Origin of the sequence: Actinacidiphila oryziradicis (genome assembly GCF_005047355.1) — a bacterium.
GTDB classification, from domain to species: domain Bacteria; phylum Actinomycetota; class Actinomycetes; order Streptomycetales; family Streptomycetaceae; genus Actinacidiphila; species Actinacidiphila oryziradicis.
In genome coordinates, this window is sequence record NZ_SUMC01000001.1 from 66,826 (window position 1) to 85,872 (window position 19,047).

Annotated in this window: 15 protein-coding genes and 2 pseudogenes; 7 read left to right on the forward strand and 10 right to left on the reverse strand. The window is 68.7% G+C overall.

All coding sequences use genetic code 11. The features are described 5' to 3' along the window. Positions 1-60 precede the first annotated feature (60 nt). The 7 genes and pseudogenes from rfbC to FCI23_RS59135 form a co-directional block, all read left to right on the forward strand. Positions 61-663 carry a dTDP-4-dehydrorhamnose 3,5-epimerase gene (gene rfbC, locus FCI23_RS00375; RefSeq protein WP_136721391.1) on the forward strand — a complete coding sequence of 201 codons (603 nt, stop codon included), beginning with the start codon at positions 61-63 and terminating at the stop codon, positions 661-663. Between the two features lie 106 nt (positions 664-769). Next, positions 770-1,138 (forward strand): FG-GAP repeat protein, encoded by a 369-nt coding sequence (locus FCI23_RS00380; RefSeq protein WP_136721392.1) that lies wholly within the window; start codon positions 770-772, stop codon positions 1,136-1,138. Positions 1,139-1,142: 4 nt separating this feature from the next. Then, a complete protein-coding gene (locus tag FCI23_RS00385) occupies positions 1,143-1,568 on the forward strand; it encodes an FG-GAP repeat protein (protein ID WP_136721393.1) in 426 nt (141 codons plus the stop codon). Between the two features lie 217 nt (positions 1,569-1,785). Beyond that, the gene (locus FCI23_RS00390; RefSeq protein WP_136721394.1) at positions 1,786-3,099 is read left to right on the forward strand and encodes a hypothetical protein; all 1,314 of its coding nucleotides are present in this window, start codon (positions 1,786-1,788) and stop codon (positions 3,097-3,099) included. 161 nt (positions 3,100-3,260) lie between these two features. Continuing rightward, positions 3,261-3,824: an ATP-binding cassette domain-containing protein gene (locus FCI23_RS00395; protein WP_322973770.1), complete on the forward strand. Its 564-nt coding sequence runs from the start codon at positions 3,261-3,263 to the stop codon at positions 3,822-3,824. 195 nt (positions 3,825-4,019) lie between these two features. Next, positions 4,020-4,156, forward strand: a pseudogene (locus FCI23_RS64595) (ISAzo13 family transposase); the annotation flags it as partial. Beyond that, positions 4,153-4,391, forward strand: a pseudogene (locus FCI23_RS59135) (ISAzo13 family transposase); the annotation flags it as partial. The pseudogenes FCI23_RS64595 and FCI23_RS59135, both read left to right, overlap by 4 nt. 13 nt (positions 4,392-4,404) lie before the next feature. On the opposite strand, the gene rfbD reads toward FCI23_RS59135, so the two are convergent. From rfbD to FCI23_RS00445, 10 genes are all read right to left on the reverse strand, one after another. After that, entirely contained in the window at positions 4,405-5,301 is an 897-nt protein-coding gene (gene rfbD / locus FCI23_RS00400) for a dTDP-4-dehydrorhamnose reductase (protein ID WP_136721395.1), read from the reverse strand. Continuing rightward, the gene (gene rfbB, locus FCI23_RS00405; RefSeq protein WP_136721396.1) at positions 5,298-6,284 is read right to left on the reverse strand and encodes a dTDP-glucose 4,6-dehydratase; all 987 of its coding nucleotides are present in this window, start codon (positions 6,282-6,284) and stop codon (positions 5,298-5,300) included. Before rfbB ends, rfbD begins: the two co-directional genes overlap by 4 nt. Further along, on the reverse strand, positions 6,281-7,348 hold the full coding sequence (locus FCI23_RS00410) for a glucose-1-phosphate thymidylyltransferase (RefSeq protein ID WP_136721397.1): 1,068 nt from the start codon (positions 7,346-7,348) through the stop codon (positions 6,281-6,283). The genes rfbB and FCI23_RS00410 overlap by 4 nt, the downstream gene beginning before the upstream one ends. A 146-nt stretch (positions 7,349-7,494) precedes the next feature. Next, on the reverse strand, positions 7,495-8,286 hold the full coding sequence (locus FCI23_RS00415) for an O-methyltransferase (RefSeq protein WP_136721398.1): 792 nt from the start codon (positions 8,284-8,286) through the stop codon (positions 7,495-7,497). 158 nt (positions 8,287-8,444) lie between these two features. Next, the gene (locus FCI23_RS00420; RefSeq protein WP_246143186.1) at positions 8,445-10,547 is read right to left on the reverse strand and encodes a CDP-glycerol glycerophosphotransferase family protein; all 2,103 of its coding nucleotides are present in this window, start codon (positions 10,545-10,547) and stop codon (positions 8,445-8,447) included. A gap of 137 nt (positions 10,548-10,684) precedes the next feature. Continuing rightward, on the reverse strand, positions 10,685-12,184 hold the full coding sequence (locus FCI23_RS00425) for a bifunctional cytidylyltransferase/SDR family oxidoreductase (RefSeq protein ID WP_136721399.1): 1,500 nt from the start codon (positions 12,182-12,184) through the stop codon (positions 10,685-10,687). Positions 12,185-12,431: 247 nt separating this feature from the next. After that, positions 12,432-13,868, reverse strand: coding sequence for a GTPase ObgE (gene obgE / locus FCI23_RS00430; protein ID WP_136721400.1), 1,437 nt, complete (start codon positions 13,866-13,868; stop codon positions 12,432-12,434). Positions 13,869-13,980: 112 nt separating this feature from the next. Continuing rightward, complete coding sequence (gene rpmA, locus FCI23_RS00435) at positions 13,981-14,238, reverse strand: 50S ribosomal protein L27 (RefSeq protein WP_136721401.1); 258 nt, start codon at positions 14,236-14,238, stop codon at positions 13,981-13,983. 14 nt (positions 14,239-14,252) lie between these two features. Further along, positions 14,253-14,573, reverse strand: coding sequence for a 50S ribosomal protein L21 (rplU, locus tag FCI23_RS00440; RefSeq protein WP_136721402.1), 321 nt, complete (start codon positions 14,571-14,573; stop codon positions 14,253-14,255). A 244-nt stretch (positions 14,574-14,817) separates the two neighbouring features. Continuing rightward, a complete protein-coding gene (locus FCI23_RS00445) occupies positions 14,818-19,002 on the reverse strand; it encodes a ribonuclease E/G (protein ID WP_136721403.1) in 4,185 nt (1,394 codons plus the stop codon). Positions 19,003-19,047: the final 45 nt, after the last annotated feature.

A 19,047-nucleotide genomic window follows, 5' to 3' on the forward strand; every position in this document is an offset into this window, starting at 1 on the left:
CAGATCGTGGGGCCCCTCGGCCGAGGGGCCCCACTTCGTACGGAACAAGGACGTGATCACATGCGGCAGCTCGGAATCTCCGGCGCCTGGGTACATGAGCCGAAGGTCTTCCCGGACAGTCGTGGCAGCTTCCACGAATGGTTCAAGGCGGACGACTTCCTGGACTCCACCGGCCACCGCCTGCAGCTCTCCCAGGCCAACTGCTCCGTTTCCTCCCGGGGCACCCTCCGGGGCATCCACTTCGCCGACGTACCGCCGAGCCAAGCCAAGTACGTCAAGTGCGTGCGCGGTGCGGTCCTCGATGTCATTGCGGACATCCGCACCGGTTCGCCCACCTTCGGCCGGTGGGAGGCCGTCCGCCTCGATGACCAGACTCACCACGCCGTCTACCTCTCCGAGGGCCTGGGGCACGCCTTCCTGGCGCTCACCGACGACGCCACCGTGGTCTACCTCTGCTCCGAGGGCTACGCCCCGCAGCGGGAGCACGGCATCCACCCGCTCGACCCCACTCTGGCCATCCAGTGGCCCGAGGGCGTCGAGTTGCTGCTCTCCGAGAAGGACGAGGCGGCACCTACCCTGGCGGAGGCCGAGGCTCAGGGGCTGCTCCCCTCCTACGAGGACTGCCGGGCCTTCTACGCGGAGCTGCGCAAGACCCGGTCCTGAAGGCCGGAACGTACAACCGTTCACCTCTGCGGGTGGTCAGTGTTCCCGAGGAGTTCACCCCGTGGACTCCGTTGCCCGGTGCGACTTATGAATATCGGGAGCAGCATTGTCCAAGCGCAGGATCGGACACAGCGTGGCCCTGGCGGCCGCAGTCGCGGTCATCGGCGCCGGCACCCCGCCCGCGGTCCACGCGACGCCCCGGTCGTCAGCGGACGACCGGAACCAGCAGCAGTGGGTCGACTTCATGAATGGGGAGCACATCGCCATCGGCGACCTAAACAAGGACGGCTACGGGGACATCGTCGTAGGACACGCCGCCGAGAACTACGACAGCGACCACGCACAGCCACAGCCGACCAAGGGCGGCGCCATCGGTGTCGTCTACGGCGGCCCGACGGGGCAGAACACCAGCCTCAAGAGCGTCTGGACCAGCCAGGCCACCGCAGGCGTCCCCCGGCGCCGCCGAAGCCGATGACGGGATGGGGAGCAGCCTGTCGGTCGCGGATATCGACAACGACGGCTACGCCGATGTCGTGACCGGCGTCCCGGGCGAGGACATCGGCCGGGTCAAGGACGCGGGCAGCGTGCTCATCCTCAAAGGCAGCGCCCAGGCTCTCACCGGCACCGGCGCCACCGTGTTCAGCCAGGAGTCCCCTGGCGTCCCGGGCATCCTGGAGAGAGGCGACCGTTTCGGGGAGGCCGTGACCATTGTGGGCAGCACCGCGAACGAGCGGGCGCAGCTCGCCGTCGGCGACCCGGACGAGAACGCGGGCGACGGAGCGGCGTGGGTCCTGCACGGCGTCAAAACAGGCCCGACCACCACCGGCGCCATCGCCTTCGGCCCGAGCGGGGTGGGCGCTCCAGCGGACACGGCCCAGTTCGGTGCCGCCCTGAGCCACCGTTGACGGGTCCCCGTTCCGCGACCCGGCTCTCACCCGGCGGGGTACCGAACAGTCATTCGTTGTAAGTAGTCTGTGCTGGCAGGGAGTTCACGCAGAGCGCTCCCTCACCTTTCACATCATCAGCCTCAATGCCCCTGCTTGCCGGGGCCTCGGGGCGGCCAGAGAGGATCCCGTGAGGGCACCCCGAAGAATATTCCAGATAGTCGTCACCGCTACCCTGATGGCGACTGCAACACTCCTGCCGGCTACGCCCTCGCAGGCCGCGGCGGGCGACAATCCGGGAGCGTTGCGTCCGCTGACCTCGTCGTCCGAACTGGCGAAGCTCCAACTCGTGGAGCACCGGGTGCCCACGGCGTCGCTCGACAACCTCGCCAGCCTGATGGGCACGTCGCGAGGGGTCTCCCAGGTGCTCGCCAGCGCCAACCACCCCATGCGCAATGCGGCAAGCTGCGACAGCACCGAATCCGCCGCCCTGCCAGTGGATCCACAGGCCGAGTCCGCGTACTGCTGGGACTCCGGCGACGCGACCACCCAGGACTGGCTGCCACAGTCCGTCACCTCTTCCGGTGATGCGGACAACGACGGCAGCTGGGGCGACAACAAGGTCATCCTTGCCGGATGGACGAACCGGACCACAGCCAACGGGGAGATGGCCCGCGTCGCCTTCATCGACGCCAACGACCCAAGCGCCTTCAAGTATCGCTGGGTCCTGCTCACCGTCCCGCTCAATGGCGGCACCGACTACAAAGCGCTCAAGTCCCATATGGGCGGAATGTCCTGGTACCAGGACAAGCTGTACGTCACCTCGTACGACACCGACGCGGACCACAACGTCATGTATGTGTTCGACATGGGCCGCATCCTGCAGGCGACGGTCAACAGCTCCGCCGTCGGCAAAGTGGACGGCGGCTGGTCGGCGGACGGCTACCAGTATGTGATGCCGGCCATCGGCTCCTACAGCCTCGCCGGCGGGGGCTGCAGCACCGCCAGTGACAACAATCTCCCGTGCTTCGCCTCCATATCGCTGGACCGGAGCAGCACGCCGGACAGTCTGGTCGCCACGGAGTGGTTCTCCTCCAGCGGCAGCGGTGGCCCCGCCCGTGTGTGGCGCTACAACTTCAGCACCTCGGACGCCGGCTGGCTGAGCACGGACAGCAGCAACGACGCCAACGCGACGGAGGCGTACGAGACGAGTGCCGTCGGGGTACAAGGGGTGCTCTCGCACAAACCGAGTGGCGCGAGCGAGGCGAACTGGTATGTCGACGACGCCCGTGGGGGCGTAGGCCAGCACGGCATCCTGTGGCGCCAGAACAGCAGCGGCGCGATGGCGGCGGCGAATTGCGGGACGGACACCGCGTACGCCTGTTGGGGCAAGCACACTGAGAGCATGTCCTACTGGTGGAGTACGGGCCGGGTGTGGACGCTCACCGAATGGGCGGCCAACGCTGACGCGGCGTGGGAACCGACGGCGATACCGGAGCGCGTGCTGTACTCGGTCCCGCTCTCGTCGATCGACAGCTCGCTCGACAACTGACAGCGGCCACAGGCGGGGAAGGACGCCCTTGCGGCACCTAGTGCCGCAGCAGATCAGCGACGTCGCTACCAACCCGCTCGCTCTGTTCCACCAGGTCAAGGCCACACGACGCGAGGCGCTCACAGAACCTCACGAACTGTTGGCGTCAGCCACGGACGGTTGTGCGCCTCGGACCACTCGATGCCCACAGCAAGGAGTACCGCAGCCGGGTGGCCTGGATGCCGCAGAACATCACTCCAATGCCCTCCCTGACAGCCCGTGAGTATGTCGCCTACATCGGTTGGCTGAAAGGTCTGAACCGGCCAGACGCCTGGTCCGAGGCCGAGCGCGCGCTGGCCCGGGTCGAGTTGGCGGACAAAGCCGGTGTCAGGACCTCACAGCTCTCCGGCGGCCAGCTGCGCCGCGTGGGCGTGGCCGGGGCGCTGGTACATCGCGCCGAAGTCCTCCTTCTGGACGAGCCCACCGCGGGCATGGACCCGCGTCAGCGGCGCGTCTTCCGCGACATCCTGAACAGCCTCGCCCAAGATGTCCAGATACTGCTGTCCACCCACGACATCGCGGATCTCGCCGAGGAAGCCGACCACGTCACCGTGCTGTACGGGGGACGGATCGTGCACACCGGGGTCGCCGACGCGTTCCTCGCCCACACCCCGCCCGGCACCGCCTCAGGCCGGGCGGCCGAGGGCGCCTACGCCTCGCTGCTGTCCACATACGGGAGCGACTGACAGAGCGGCATCTGCCAAGCCAGGCGGTGGGACGGACCGAATCCACTCGGCCTGTCCCGGGAACCATCACGATCTCACGCTGCACTGGTCTCTTGAGTTCACCCCCCTCAGTCCAATATCAGCGGCCTAATGGCTGCCGGAAACCCTGATCGACAGCGTTTCCACACGTCAGAGCCTCGAACAGCCCGCTTAGGGCTGGTCGAGGCGGGGTTGGCGGCGAAGTTCCAGCTGGTTTCCCACATCTGGATGAGCGTCAGCGGCGGCTGTTGATGGGGGCCGAGGCCCGGTCGTTAGGGCATGGCGGGATTCGTTTGGTGGCGCGGGCGGTCGGGTCCTGGCCACCGTGCTGCAACAGCACCTCGCCCTGCCGCCCTCCGTACTGGCCCACCTGTTCACCGTCAGCAAGGACACCATCCGTCAAGCCACCACCGAGACAACGAAGCTGATGGACCAGCACGGACACCACCCGGCCCTCCCGCCGCACACCTGAGCACTCTCGCAGGCCTCCGCGTCTATGCCGATACGCACGGCATCGCCCCTGCGACAGAGATCAAATCAGCGAGTTGATTATTTACAAGCCCTAAGTCACTGGCATAGCGCGCTCAGCCGCCAGCAGTGCGGGGAAAGCGCTCTGCAGCGCCTCCCGCCAGTCGCGAATCGGCTCGATGCCGGCCGCCTGCCAGCGGTCGTGGCCGAGGACGCTGTAAGCCGGGCGGGGTGCTGGGCGGACGAAGGCGCCGCTGCTGGTCGGGCGGACCCGCTCCGGGTCGGCGCCGAGGAGCCGGAAGATCTCCCGGGTGAAGCCGAACCAGGTAGTCTCGCCACCGCTGGTGCCGTGGTAGACACCGGCCGGGGCGTTGCCCGCGAGCGCCGCCCGGCCGAGCCGGACCAGCCGGTCCGCGAGATCCGCTGTCCAGGTGGGCTGGCCCCGCTGGTCGTCGACCACATCGAGGGTGTCCTTGACCCTCGCCAACTTGATCATGGTGCGGACGAAGTTGCCACCGCCCGCGCCGTACAGCCATGCCGTACGGACCACGTAGCCCGCGTCGGGGATGCCGGAGAGCACAGCCTGCTCACCCGCGAACTTGGTCCGGCCGTACGCGCTGCGCGGCCCGGTGGAGGCGTCCTCTGCATAGGGCTTCGTGCCGTCCCCGGCGAAGACGTAGTCCGTGGAGACCTGCAGCAGCCTGGCGCCGGTCTTGGCGCATGCCTCGGCGAGGTTGCGCGGCCCGTCGCCGTTGATACGCAAGGCGTCGGCCTCGCGGGTCTCGGCGTCGTCAACGGCGGTCCAAGCGGCGCAGTTGACCACGACATCCGGTCGGTGCTCGGCGATCGCCGCGTGGGCGGCGTCCGCATCGGTGATGTCGAGGGCCTTGCGGTCCAAGGCAATGACGGACTCGTCCCGGAGCCGGGCCAGCAGGTCCTGGGCCAGCATGCCGCCGGCCCCGGTGACCAGCCACGTAGCAGTCGCGGTCACAGCGCAGCACGTTCCTTCAGCGGCTCCCACCAGGGGCGGTTGTCGCGGTACCAGGCGACAGTCTCGGCGAGGCCGGTCGCGAAGTCCTTGCGCGGCGTGTAGCCGAGTTCGGTGCCGATCTTGGTGCAGTCCACCGAGTAGCGGCGGTCGTGGCCTTTGCGGTCCTCGACGTACTCGACGCTGTCCCAGTCCGCGCCGCACGCCTTCAGCAGCAGGTCGGTGAGTTCCTTGTTGGACAGCTCGGTGCCGCCACCGATGTTGTAGACCTCGCCGGCCCGGCCCTGGGTGCGTACCAGGTCGATGCCCTGAACGTGGTCGTCGATGTGCAGCCAGTCACGCACATTGCCGCCGTCCCCGTACAGCGGGACCTTCTTGCCGTCCAGCAGATTGGTGATGAAGAGCGGGATGACCTTCTCGGGGAAGTGGTGGTGACCGTAATTGTTGGAACAGCGGGTCACCCGCACGTCCAGGCCGTGAGTGCGGTGGTAGGCGAGGGCGATCAGGTCGCTGGACGCCTTGGCCGCCGAGTACGGGGAGTTGGGCTGCAACGGGTCTGTCTCCGGCCAGCAGCCCTCGGCGATGGAACCGTAGACCTCGTCGGTGGAGATGTGCACAAAGGTCTTGAGGCCGTTGCGGAGCGCAGCGTCCAGCAGTGTCTGGGTGCCGACCACATTGGTCTGGATGAACTCGGTGGCACCGAGGATCGAGCGGTCCACGTGGGACTCGGCGGCGAAGTGGACCACTTGGTCGTGCTCGGCGATGAGCTTGTTCACCAGTTCGGCGTCGCAGATGTCGCCCTGGACGAAAGCGAAGCCGGAGTGCTCGCGTATCACGTCGAGGTTGGCCGGGTTGCCCGCGTAGGTCAGCTTGTCCAGCACGGTGACCTGGACGTCTCCGGGCCCGTCGGGGCCGAGCAGGGTACGGACGTAGTGGGAGCCGATGAAACCCGCCCCACCGGTAACGATGATCTTGGTGGTGGTCATGAAGATATCTGTACCTTGCTGTGGTCGCCGAGGACGAGGCGGTGGGCTGCGGGGTTGCGCGGAGCGGGGGTGACTTCGACGCTGCGGCCGATGAGCGAGGCCTCGACCCGGCGGACACCGGTGATCGAGGAGTCACGCAGAACGATGGAGTACTCGATTTCGCTGTCCTCAATCCGGCAGTTCTCGGAAACCGAGGTGAACGGGCCGATGTAAGAGTCGGCGACCACGGTGCGGGGGCCGATGATCGCGGGACCGACGATGCGCGAGCCCCGTACCTCTGCGCCGGCGTCGATCTGCACCCGGCCGATGATCTCGCTGAACTCGTCGACAGTGCCCTCGATACGGGGCTCGATCGTCTCCAGCACGGAGCGGTTCACCTCCAGCATGTCGACGACATTACCGGTGTCCTTCCAATAACCGGAGATCGTCGTGGAGTGCACGTCCCGCTGCTGGTCGATCAGCCACTGAATGGCGTGGGTGATCTCCAGCTCGCCGCGCCAGGACGGCTTGATGGAGCGCACCGCCTCGTGTATGGCCGGGGAGAAGAGGTAAACGCCGACCAGTGCAAGGTCGCTTTGGGGCCGCTCCGGCTTCTCCTCAAGGCTCCTGACCCGGCCTTCGGCGTCCAGCTCGGCAACGCCGAAGGATGTGGGGTTGGGGACGTGGGTCAGGAGGATCTGGGCAGCGGGCCGCTCAGCGCGGAATCCGTCGACGAGGCCGGTGATACCGCCGACGATGAAGTTGTCGCCGAGGTACATCACGAAGTCGTCGTCAGCGAGGAAACCCCGCGCGATCAGTACCGCGTGGGCGAGACCGAGCGGGGCTTCCTGCGGGATGTACGTGACCTTGATCCCGAACTCGGAGCCATCACCCACCGCTTCGCGGATTTCGTCGGCTGTGTCACCGACGATGATCCCGACCTCGGTGATGCCCGCTTCCGCGATCGCCTCGAGCCCATAGAAGAGCACCGGTTTGTTGGCCACGGGAACGAGCTGTTTCGCCGAGGTGTGGGTGATCGGCCGCAGCCGGGTGCCTGCTCCTCCCGAGAGAACCAGTGCCTTCACGATGAATATCCCAACGCCGAGTCCGCTTGATCGGGCAATTGCCCTCTTCCCCCAGGCCAGATCTTTGCATATCTCATGAACGGGCGGCAATCACACGGTTTACTCCAGATGTCACCCGGGCAGACAGCAAGGTCGTCGTCCGACGATCACTCCATCAGCGACTCGATCCGCCCGCGCAGCGCACCGAACGCGGAACGGGAGCGGCCCAGGTTGCGGGCCCGCACCAGGGAGGGCCAGAAGTCGGCGTGCAACAGCCGCTCCGGCGCGATTGCGGCCTTGCGAGCAAGGATCTCTTCGGGAACGTCCTGCGGGTCGGGAGTCACATGCTCCTCAAGGATGCGGTCGTACTGCTCTCTGAGTACTGTGCTGTCCGGATCCGCGCCGAATATCAGGAGCACTCCGGTCGGCTCGGTGTCCACCGCGACGATAACGAGGTCGGGGCGGAGCAGCCGCAGGACGGTGGCCACCTTGTAGACGTCGCCTGTCCAGAACTTGGTGTGCCGGTCGCGAGCTGCTTCGTCGACGCTGCGGGGCAGCATGTCGTCGAGGACGATCACGCTGGACCAGCGGGAGTGCCGCTCGACATTCATGAAGTCGCGCAGCGCGTACTCGAAGATGTGCATGCCGTCGATGAACGACAGCTCCAGCTTGGGGTCGCCGAACCAGCTCAGGGGATCCTTGCGGGCGAGCGCCCGGAACGGATTGCGGCCGGGGCGCAGGTGGAGCAGCGGGTCCTTGCGGGCGAAGAAGTCGTCGCTGGTGGCCTTGACCAGGTGGACATCACAGCTGATCTGCGTCACCAGCTTGAAGGCCGGGTCGACGGCGACCGACGCCACGCGGGAGAGGGCGAGGCTCCGTCCGTCATTGACCCCTACCTCCAGATAGTTCCGGGGTTTGTACACTTTGTGCAGTTGGCGCAGGAAGTCATGACGGTCCATTGGGGGGCTCCTCATCCGGGTCCACGGTAATTAGCGCGGCGGGTACCCGCGCATCACGTGTGCGAAACCTTCGCACCCCCTTTCTACCGGGGTACAAAGGGCCCTGTCCTCCCATACGACAGGACAGGGCACCCTTTTCGTGCTTACTGCTCGTGATATCAGCCTTCTACCACGATCTCGGCCTCGGGCTGCTGTCCGGCGACGGCCGCTCCGAATTCGTCGTCGGCCTCGCTGCCGTCGCCGAGCGGCTGGCCGGCGTTGCGGGTCTCCGCCTTGGCGGCGAGTGCGTGTACGGCGGCGTTGAAGCGCACCATTGAGGTGGGCTCGTCGGGGCCGAGCAGATAGGCCTTGAGCTCCTTGCGGGCGAAGAGCAGCGGGTCCTCGTCCTCCCCCGCGGTCGCCACGAGGAGTTCCTCGATCTGCGAGGCGTCGTTGTCGAGGACCAGGGCGGCACGGGCGGCGGTGTTCTGCCGCTTGAACTCCACCTCGCCCAGCCCCGCCGAATCGGTGATGGCGTAGGGCTTGCCGCTGGCGATGAAGTCCGAGACGACGCTGGAGATGTCGGAGACCATCGCGTCCGCGACATTGAAGCAGTCGTAGAGATGCGGCATCGGGCCGTCGACGAGCTTGTGCTCCCAGCTGCCGAAGGAGCGCCAGTACGCGGCGTTCCACTCCGCACGCAGCCGAGCCGTCTCGGCGACCCGCGCGGGGTTGGCCACGGCGTCGCGCGAAGCCTCGGCGTCGTCGCCGATCTTGCCTTCGGCGTCGACGAGCTTCGCCAGTTCGGCTTCGATTCGCACGAGCTCGGCGCCCGCTTCGGCCCGCTCGGCAGCTCCGGCCGCCGAACGCGAGGCGAACCAAGGGTCGGCGGAGCGCTCGGCCGCGGCCTTCGCCAGGAGGGCGATGACGCGGTCGTTGGCCTTCTTGGCCTTCGAGCTGACGGTGCCGGTGAAGGGATGGGGCTTGTACAGCACGCGGACCGGGTTCTTCGCGGTGACCAGTCGTCTGATGATGTTCTCGCCGGCCAGGATCACCGAGGTGTTGCCCGGCTCATCCGTCCAGCCTTCCCAGGTGGGTGCGTAGAGCACCGTGGGGATACGGCCCATCGGGGCGCCGGTCCACGGCTCGATGCCCGCCAGTTGCGGGCGGCCCACCTCGACGATGTCCTCGTCGCGCACACCGACGTCAGCGAGCGCGTAGCGGTCGCGACCGGCCTTGCCGGCCGTCCACACCTCGTCGTAGACCTTGCTGAAGGGGTTGACGCTCGCGAGCTTGTCGCTGTCACCGTGGCCGACGAAGACATGCTGCATCGTGGGCACGCGCAGCAGGTGGATGTTCTTGCCGACGTTCGCCGGGTAGAGCGCGACCCGGACCGTGGAGAAGTCCAGGTTCATCAGGTGGACGGCGCCGGGCACGCACAGCACCGGCACAGCGGTGTCCGCGAGCTGCGGCAGGATGAAGCGCTCGCGAAGGATCACCAGCGGCCGGCCGTCCAGCTCGGCCATCGTCTCCAGCCACATATTGGCCTGGTAGGCCGAGTCCTTGGAGCCGGAGAAGTAGAGCACCGTGGTGGGCTTGTAGCTGAGCAGCCACTTGTCCATGTAGGCGAGCGCCTTGTCGGTGCCAGCGGGCAGCTTCTCCCTGCGCAGATACGGGACGAGCGCCGCGGTGTAGGTGGCGCCGAGCACGAGGGTGATGCCCACACCGACGAATCCGTATCCGGCCCTGCCGGTCTGGGCGTCGATCAGCAGGCCGACCACGGCCGCCAAATCCAGGTGGAGCATCTTCTCCGCGGCGCGGTTGGTGAGCAACTGCGAGGGAGCGTCCGGGATGTGCAGCCCCGCCAGGTCGATGTTGCGCGTGGCGAACGGCAGCTTGCGGCGGTTCCGGATCAGCGTGAGCACCGCGCTTTGCGGGGCCAGCAGGGCATAGAACACCAGGAAGCAGATAATAGCCGCGTAATAGACCGAGGCGTCCGTGTTGTTCGACCGGGCCAGGAAGAGAACGACCATCAGTTCGCGGGCAAGAAAACGGATGGACAGGCCCGCCCGTGCCTTGCTCAGCCTGTTGATCAGGTAGGTGCCACGCTGGTGCAGATACCAGTCACTGACATAACTCACCGCCCCGGCGGCGATGAAGAGCCACAGATTCGGAATCAGGGCAGCGGCCATGACGCACGGATAGCTCAGCAGCATCAGCAGCGCGGCGGCCAGCTCAGCGCGGGTTTCCACCCGGGCCAGGCGGACGGCGGTCGATATCACGAGGGGCCTACTCCTGGGGAAATGGCGAACATGGTCCGGTGCGAGGGATTGCAGAAACTGCCACTAACAGATCGGGCCCCTGGTTGCGGCCGGCAAAGCACAACCAGAGACCCATAAATCCTGAGTCAAGAACAATACTAGGCGCCTTCGCCTTGGGCCAAAACAGCGGCCAGAGCGTGCTCGAACCCGTTCGCGGTGGCGGCGGCGCCCTTGGTCGGGTCCTGCTGCCGCACATCGATCACATGGCCGGTCAGTCCGGACACCAGCACATCGAGGGAGCTGCGGGCGACCGCCTCGGAGGAGAGCAGCGAGCCCTCCGGCTCCTTGCCGAAGGCCATGGTCCGCATCGGCGTGGCCGTGCGCTCCGGGTTGACGCAGTTGACGCGGATGCCGTCCGGCGCCCACTCGTCGGCGAGCGCCTGGGTGAGGTTGACCATGGCCGCCTTGGTGGAGGAGTACAGGCTGTACTCGGCCCGGCCCCGGGTGTAGCTGCTGGATGTGTAGAGGAGCAACTGGCCCTGAGTCTCGGCGAGGTATTTGTGCGAGGCGCGGGCGATCTGGACCGGCGCGAGATAATTGATTCTCAACGCCTCCTCGATGGTCGCGTTGTCCGTCTCGGACAGCTTCCCTATGCGCAGGACGCCTGCGGTGTTGACGACATAGTCGATGCGACCTGTCTCCGCGTACGCCTTCGACAGCGCGTCGTCCACATGCTCCGGGTTGTCGACGTGGGTGCCGGTGGTGGAGCGGCCGAGCGCATAGGCGTTGGCGCCGTACTTCACGGCGAGGTCGGCTATGTCGGCGCCTATGCCGTAGGAGCCGCCGAAGACGACGAGGGTCTTGCCCTCCAGAAGCTCGCGGTACGCGGCGGCGTCGGCCGGCTGCGGAGCCGCGTGCGAGGCGAGCTGGAAGAGCTTGTCCGCGATGAAGACGTCGACCGGCTGGGTGACCTTCATGTTGTACTCGTCGCCGGGCACCACATAGATCGGCACGTCCGGCAGGTACTTGAGTACGACCGAGCAGTCGTCGGTGGCCTGGAAGTTCGGGTCGCCCGCGGCGACCTCGTACGCCCGGCGAATGGTGGACAGCTTGAATGCCTGCGGGGTCTGGCCGCGGCGCAACCGGGAACGGTCCGGCACGTCGGTAATGAACTCGCCGTCCTTGCCGTGCGTCCGGGTCACGATGATGGTGTCCGCGGACGGGATGGCGACGTCAACGGCCTGGTAACGATCGAGCGCCGCGACGCAGTCGCTGATCACACGCTGCGAGAGCAGCGGGCGTACGGCGTCGTGGAACAGGACATTGCGGTCCTCGCCCTCGGCGAGTCCCTCCCCCAGTGCCGCGATGGCGCGCTCGGTGGTTTCGTTGCGGGTCGAGCCGCCCTCGATGACCTTGGTCACCTTGGTCATTCCCGCCTTGGCGACGATCTTCTCTATGTCCCCGACATAACCCGGCGCCATGAGCACGATGACATCGTCGATGCTCTTGGCCTGCTCGAAGGTGGCGAGAGTGTGCTCGATCACCGCCTTGCCGGCGATCTTCAGGAGCTGCTTGGGAATCGCCAGGCCGACGCGCTGACCGGTGCCACCGGCCAGGACGACTGCTGTTGTGCGGGGCTTGGCTGCGCTCTGTGACACGGTCGACCTACCTTGAGGAAACGCCAGGAGTCCTTGTGGAAAACAAACAGGGTCGTGGGATCGTCTCACTCCGCGACACGCCGTCGCAAGGCAGCTGGGCGGGCCGCGGCCCGCAGGGGCCACGACCCGCCCGAAAACCTGTGGCGTATTCACCTACCCGTTGCCGGCGGGGTGGCGAGGAACACAGTCAGGACGGGCACGGAACGCCGCCATGCCCGTGCCTCCACGCCCCCGCGACGCCCGGCCGTCAGAACGCCTTGAACGCGTCGTACTCCTTCTGCGGGTCAACCCGCTCCACATCACGCTCACGACGACGCTGAGCCGCCGGACGCGGCGCGTCAAAGCGGTGATCCTCGCCTCGGCGGCCGAGCATCTCGGCGCCGGCGGCGAGGGAGGGCTCCCAGTCGAAGACGACCGCGTTGTCCTCCTCGCCGATGGCGACCTCGTCACCGGCGCGGGCACCGGCCTTGGCGAGGGCCGCCTCCACGCCGAGGCGGTTGAGGCGGTCGGCGAGGTAGCCGACGGCCTCGTCGTTGGAGAACTCGGTCTGGCGGACCCAGCGTTCGGGCTTCTCGCCGCGCACCCGGTAGACGCCGTCCTCCTCGGTGACGGTGAAGCCGGCGTCGTCCACGGCCTTGGGCCGGATGACGATGCGGGTGGTTTCGTCGACCGGCTTGGCGGCGCGGGCCTGGGCGACGATCTCCGCGAGGGCGAAGGAGAGCTCCTTCAGCCCGTGCCGGGAGACGGCCGAGGCCTCGAAGACCTGGTAGCCGCGGGCTTCCAGATCGGGGCGGATGATGTCGGCGAGGTCCTGCCCGTCGGGGATGTCGACCTTGTTGAGGACGACGATCCTGGGCCGGTTCTCCAGACCGGCGCCGTAGGCGCGCAGTTCGGCCTCGATGATGTCGAGGTCGGTGGCCGGGTCGCGGTCGGCTTCCAGGGTCGCGGTGTCCAGTACGTGGACGAGCACCTCGCAGCGCTCGACGTGCCGCAGGAACTCCAGGCCCAGTCCCCTGCCCTCGCTGGCGCCGGGGATCAGGCCGGGGACGTCGGCGATCGTGTAGACGGTCGAACCGGCCGTCACGACGCCGAGGTTGGGGACGAGGGTGGTGAACGGGTAGTCCGCGATCTTCGGCTTGGCAGCGGAGAGTACGGAGATGAGCGAGGACTTGCCCGCGCTCGGGTAGCCGACCAGCGCGACATCCGCGACGGTCTTCAGCTCCAGCACGATGTCCCGCGCCTTGCCCGGCTCGCCGAGCAGCGCGAAGCCGGGCGCCTTGCGGCGGGCGGAGGCGAGCGCCGCGTTGCCGAGGCCGCCGCGGCCGCCCTGCCCCGCGACGAAGGTGGTGCCCTGGCCCACCAGGTCGGCCAGCACCTCGCCGTTGCCGTCCAGGACGACGGTGCCGTCCGGCACCGGCAGGACCAGGTCCGTACCGTCCTTGCCGGAGCGGTTGCCGCCCTCGCCCGGCTTGCCGTTGGTGGCCTTGCGGTGCGGGCTGTGGTGGTAGTCGAGGAGCGTGGTGACGGCCTGGTCCACGACCAGGGTCACATCGCCGCCACGGCCGCCGTTGCCGCCGTCGGGGCCGCCGAGCGGCTTGAACTTCTCCCGGTGTACGGAGGCGCAGCCGTGGCCTCCGTTACCCGCGGCGACATGCAGTTCGACGCGGTCCACGAAGGTGGTCATGGCAGGTTCCTCCAGATACATACAGGGTTGTTCTCGGGTTAACGCACCGAGGGCGGATCCCCTTCCCCCATGGGAGAAGCGGTCCGCCCTCGGTGATCGCTCTACGGGCTGATTACTCAGCGACCGGAATGATGTTCACGACCCTGCGACCACGGCTGTTGCCGAACTGGACCGCACCGGCGGCCAGGGCGAACAGCGTGTCGTCCTTGCCACGGCCGACGCTCGCGCCGGGGTGGAAGTGGGTGCCACGCTGACGGACGATGATCTCACCGGCGTTGACGACCTGGCCGCCGAAACGCTTTACGCCGAGAAACTGGGCGTTGGAGTCACGTCCGTTACGGGTGGACGATGCGCCCTTCTTGTGTGCCATCTCTTCTCAGTCCCTTACTTCGCAGCCGCGGGGATACCGGTGATCTTGATCGCCGTGTACTGCTGACGGTGACCCTGACGACGACGGTAGCCGGTCTTGTTCTTGTACCGAAGAATGTCGATCTTCTGGCCCTTGTGGTGGTCCACGATCTCCGCCAGGACCTTGATGCCGGCCAGCACCCACGGGTCACTGGTGACCGCTTCGCCGTCGACAACGAGCAAGGTCGAGAGCTCGACCGCGTCGCCCACCTTGCCGGTGGGAATCTTGTCAACCTCGACGACATCGCCGACGGCCACCTTGTGCTGGCGACCGCCACTGCGCACGACTGCGTACACGCGGGACTCACTCTCTAGCTCGAATCGGTACCCCTGATGCCAGCCGTCCCGGTGGAACATTGGGGGGCCTCTCCCGGTGAAACCGAGAGGGATTTGCTCAGGAGTGGGCGCAGAAACGCCGAAGGTCAAGGCTACGCGGCGGTTGCCGTTCGGGTCAAACCGGCTCTGGAACGGTACGGGGAACGGGTCGGGAACGGCCGTAGGCCGTCCCCGGGGCGGGGACGGCCTACGGAGGGATCCGGCGTCAGGACGCGTCGGCGGACGCGTCGGCGGAGACCCCGGGGCCGGGGGTCTGCTCGGCGGCGGCGGCCTTCTTGGTGCTCGCTTTCTTGGCCGTCGCCTTCTTGGCCACCGTCTTCTTGGCAGCGGCCGTGGTCTTCTTGGCGACGGTCTTCTTCGCCGTCGTCTTCTTGACAGCGGCCTTGCGCGGCGCCCGCTTCTTCGGCTCCGGCTCGGCGTCGGCGTCGGCCGCCGGAGTACTGACGACGACCACCGCGGCCTCGTCGGGCGCCGTGGAGACGGTCGCGCTACGCGTCACACGCCGGCGCGGACGGGCCGGGGCCGGTTCCGCGACGGGCTGCTCCGCGGCCGGCTCAGGGGCCGTGGGGGCCTCCTCGGCGGCAGGGGCGACGGGAGCGGACGGGACGACCACCACCTCGGCCTCGGCGGCCTTGGGCGCACCCGCCGGGGCGGTCACCTTGCGGGTCGCACGGCGCCGGGTACGGGCCGGGGCGGCGGGCTCGGGCGCCGGGACGGGCTCGGGGGCAACCTCGACGGCGGCCTCCGCGACCTGCGGCTCGGTCGCGGGGCCCGCAGGTGCGGCGATGACGATCTCGGCCGGGGCCTCCGGCGAGCTCACCGGTGCGGTCACCCGCCGCGAGGCGCGGCGGCGGCCACGGCCGCGTACCGCTGCCTCAGCCTCGGCGGGGCTGCTGAACCACTCCTCCTCGGCTTCAACCTGCGGAGCCTCAGCGGCCTCGGGGATCTCCTGAGTCTCCAGGATCTCTACAGCCTCAAAGGTCTCGTCGGCCTCAGTCTCGGCCTCGTTTTCATCAATCTCGGCCTCAAGCGCCGGCACCGACTCGTCGTCGGCGGCGCCGCGGCGCCGCTTGCGCTTGCCGCCACCGCCGGTGGTCGTCGCCTGGTCCATGTGGACGATGACGCCGCGCCCGTTGCAGTGGACACAGGTCTCGGAGAAGGACTCCAGCAGGCCCTGGCCGACCCGCTTGCGGGTCATCTGCACCAGGCCCAGCGAGGTGACCTCCGCCACCTGGTGCTTGGTGCGGTCGCGGCCCAGGCATTCGAGCAGCCGCCGCATCACGAGGTCCCGGTTGGACTCCAGGACCATGTCGATGAAGTCGATGACGACGATCCCGCCGAGGTCGCGCAGCCGCAGCTGGCGGACGATCTCCTCGGCCGCCTCCAGGTTGTTCCTGGTGACGGTCTCCTCGAGGTTGCCGCCCTGGCCGGTGAACTTGCCGGTGTTGACGTCGACGACGATCATCGCTTCGGTCTTGTCGATGACCAGCGATCCGCCGGACGGCAGCCAGACCTTACGGTCCAGCGCCTTGAGCAGCTGCTCGTCGATCCGGTACGTGGCGAAGACGTCGACCTCTGAGGTCCACATCGACAGCCGGTCGGTCAGGTCGGGCGCGACGTGCGAGACGTATCCGTGAATCGTCTCCCAGGCGGTGTCACCGCTGACGATGACCTTGGTGAAGTCCTCGTTGAAGATGTCGCGGACGACCCGGACGGTCATGTCCGGCTCGCCGTAGAGCAGCGCGGGGGCGTTGCCGGCCTTCGCCTTCTGCTGGATGCTCTCCCACTGCGCCTGGAGCCGCTCGACGTCGCGGGCCAGCTCGTCCTCGCTCGCGCCCTCGGCGGCGGTACGCACGATGACGCCCGCGTCCTCGGGGACGATCCGCTTGAGGATCTGCTTCAGCCGCGCCCGCTCGGTGTCGGGCAGCTTGCGGCTGATGCCGGTCATCGAGCCCTCGGGCACGTAGACCAGATAGCGGCCGGGGAGCGAGACCTGACTGGTCAGGCGGGCGCCCTTGTGGCCGATCGGGTCCTTGGTGACCTGGACGAGCACCGGCTGACCGGACTTGAGCGCGGTCTCGATCCGGCGCGGGCCGTGGCCCATGCCGAGCGCCTCGAAGTTGACCTCACCGGCGTAGAGGACGGCGTTGCGGCCCTTGCCGATGTCGACGAAGGCGGCCTCCATGGACGGCAGTACGTTCTGCACCTTGCCCAGGTAGACGTTGCCGACGTACGAAGTGGCCTGCTCCTTGTTGACGTAGTGCTCGACGAGGACGTTGTCCTCCAGCACACCGATCTGGGTGCGGTCGCCGTTCTCACGGACGATCATCACGCGCTCGACCGCCTCACGGCGGGCCAGGAACTCGGCCTCGGTGATGATCGGCACGCGGCGGCGGCCCTGCTCACGGCCCTCGCGGCGGCGCTGCTTCTTGGCCTCCATACGGGTGGAGCCCTTGATGGACGTCACCTCGTCGAACCCGGTGCCGAGCTCCGCGGTCTTCGCTCGCACCTCGCGGGGCTCACGGACCTTTACGACCGTACGCTCCGGGTCGTCGGCACCGGCCTCGACCGCCTCGGCGCTCTCGCCACCGCGGCGACGACGGCGCCTGCGACGGCGGCTGCTGCTCGAGCCGTGGTCGTCATCGTCCTCGGCGCCGTGCTCCGGCGCCTCACCGGCGGCCTCGTCGTCCTCGAACGCCTCGGTCTCGGTGTCCTCGTCCTCGCCTGCGGACGCCTCCTCGCCACGGCGACGGCGACGGCCGCCCCTGCGACGGCGGCGGGACGGGCGGTCGCCGTCGCCGTCGTGCGCCTCGTCGGCGTATCCGTCCTCCTCGGACGACTCGTCCTCGGCCTCCGCGGCCGTCTCCGGCGCCTCGACGGCGGCGGCCTGCTGCGGCGCGGTCTCGGTCACGGTCACGCTCTCCGCGGCCGGAGCGCCTCGACGGCGCCGACGGCGCCGCGGGCCGAAGTCCTCGGCCGCGGGCTCGGACTCGGTGGCGTGTGCGATCGCGGGCTCCGCCTCGGGCTCATCCGCGACGGGGGGAGCCTGCGGCTCGATCGGCGGCGCCACGAAGACCGGCGGCTGGAACAGCGCGGTCGGCGGGCGCACGGCACGACGCCGTCCGGATGCCTGCGGCTCCTCTGCCACCGGCTCCTCCCGCACGTCGATGACGACGGACCCGGCCGGCACGTCGAAGGCCTCGGCGACGGCCTCCACGGCCTTCGCCCGCGCCTCCTCGACGGTCGCGCCGTAACCGCGGATGTCGAACGCGTCCTCGACCTCCACGGCCCAGCCACTGCCGTCCCGCACCGCCTTCGCGATGTACGTGACCGGCTTCACGGCCGCCGCCTTCCTGGCCGCCCTGCGGGACGCGCGGACCGGCTCCTGCGCCGGCGCCTCGGCGGGCGCCTGCGCGGCCTGCTCGTCGTTCTTGGAACTCGCGGAGTCGGTGGAGTCCGTGGAGTCCTCTGCGTCCTTGGGCGCCAGCGCGCCGGGCTTCAGCCGACGCGAACCGTCGTCCTCCGCCAGGAAGGACGCCGCGGGCACTGCCCGCTTCCGGGTCCTGCGCGCCCTCGGCGAGGCGGGAGCGGCATCGCTCACGGCCTCCGCCGGAGCGGCCGCCTCGGCAGGCCGGAACTCGGCCTTGTCGGCCTCGGGCGCGGCTGCGGGGGCGGCCACTTTGCGGGTCGCACGGCGCCGGGCACGGGGCGGGGCAGCGGCCTCGGCGGTGTCGGCGGGCTCGGCGGCGCCAGTGGCGTCGGCGGGCTGCTGCGCAGCAGCCTCGCCGGGTTCCGCGTCCACGGTGCCGGGCGCCTCGGGTGCGGCTGCCGGGGCGGCCACCTTGCGGGTCGCACGGCGCCGGGCACGGGGCGGGGCGGCGGCCTCGGCGGAGTCCGGTACCTCGACGGGGGCGGAGGGGACCTCGTCGGCGGAGGGGACCTCTGCCTCGGCTGCCTCGGCCATCACACCGGACGCTTCAGTGGCCGGAGCGGCCACCTTGCGGGTGGCGCGGCGGCGGGTACGCGGAGCAGGTGCGGCGGCCTCGGCCTCCAGCGACGCGGGCGAGCCGATGGCCTCGGCCGTACCGAACGGGGTCGAAGCCATACCGCTCGGCGCGCCTGGCCCGGCGATGTCACCGGACGCGGCGATGTCAGCCGTAAGGCCGTCCGACGCGATGGTGGCCGGGTCGCCTGGCGGTACCGGTATGGCCGGGGCGGCCGTGGGGGCGTCGGACTGGGTCTCGGCGCCGTCTACGGGCGGGCCCGCCGGGCGGGAAGCCGCTCGGCGGCGACGGCGCGGTGCGGCCGCCGTCTCGTTGTCAGGGCCGCCTGAGGCGGCATCGGTGGCGCCGGTCTGGGGCGCCTCGTTGGGCTCATTGTGCTCGAGCATGCGGGCAGTTCTCCCGTCACGCTCCCGGGCGCCGTATCGGCGCCG

Coding starts and splice junctions, on each gene's coding strand:
- rfbC (WP_136721391.1), top strand. CDS start 61: ATGCGGCAGCTCGGAATCTCCGGCGCCTGGGTACATGAGCCGAAGGTC.
- FCI23_RS00385 (WP_136721393.1), top strand. CDS start 1,143: ATGGGGAGCAGCCTGTCGGTCGCGGATATCGACAACGACGGCTACGCC.
- FCI23_RS00390 (WP_136721394.1), top strand. CDS start 1,786: ATGGCGACTGCAACACTCCTGCCGGCTACGCCCTCGCAGGCCGCGGCG.
- rfbB (WP_136721396.1), bottom strand. CDS start 6,284: ATGACCACCACCAAGATCATCGTTACCGGTGGGGCGGGTTTCATCGGC.
- FCI23_RS00415 (WP_136721398.1), bottom strand. CDS start 8,286: ATGGACCGTCATGACTTCCTGCGCCAACTGCACAAAGTGTACAAACCC.
- obgE (WP_136721400.1), bottom strand. CDS start 13,868: ATGACCACCTTCGTGGACCGCGTCGAACTGCATGTCGCCGCGGGTAAC.
- rpmA (WP_136721401.1), bottom strand. CDS start 14,238: ATGGCACACAAGAAGGGCGCATCGTCCACCCGTAACGGACGTGACTCC.
- FCI23_RS00445 (WP_136721403.1), bottom strand. CDS start 19,002: ATGCTCGAGCACAATGAGCCCAACGAGGCGCCCCAGACCGGCGCCACC.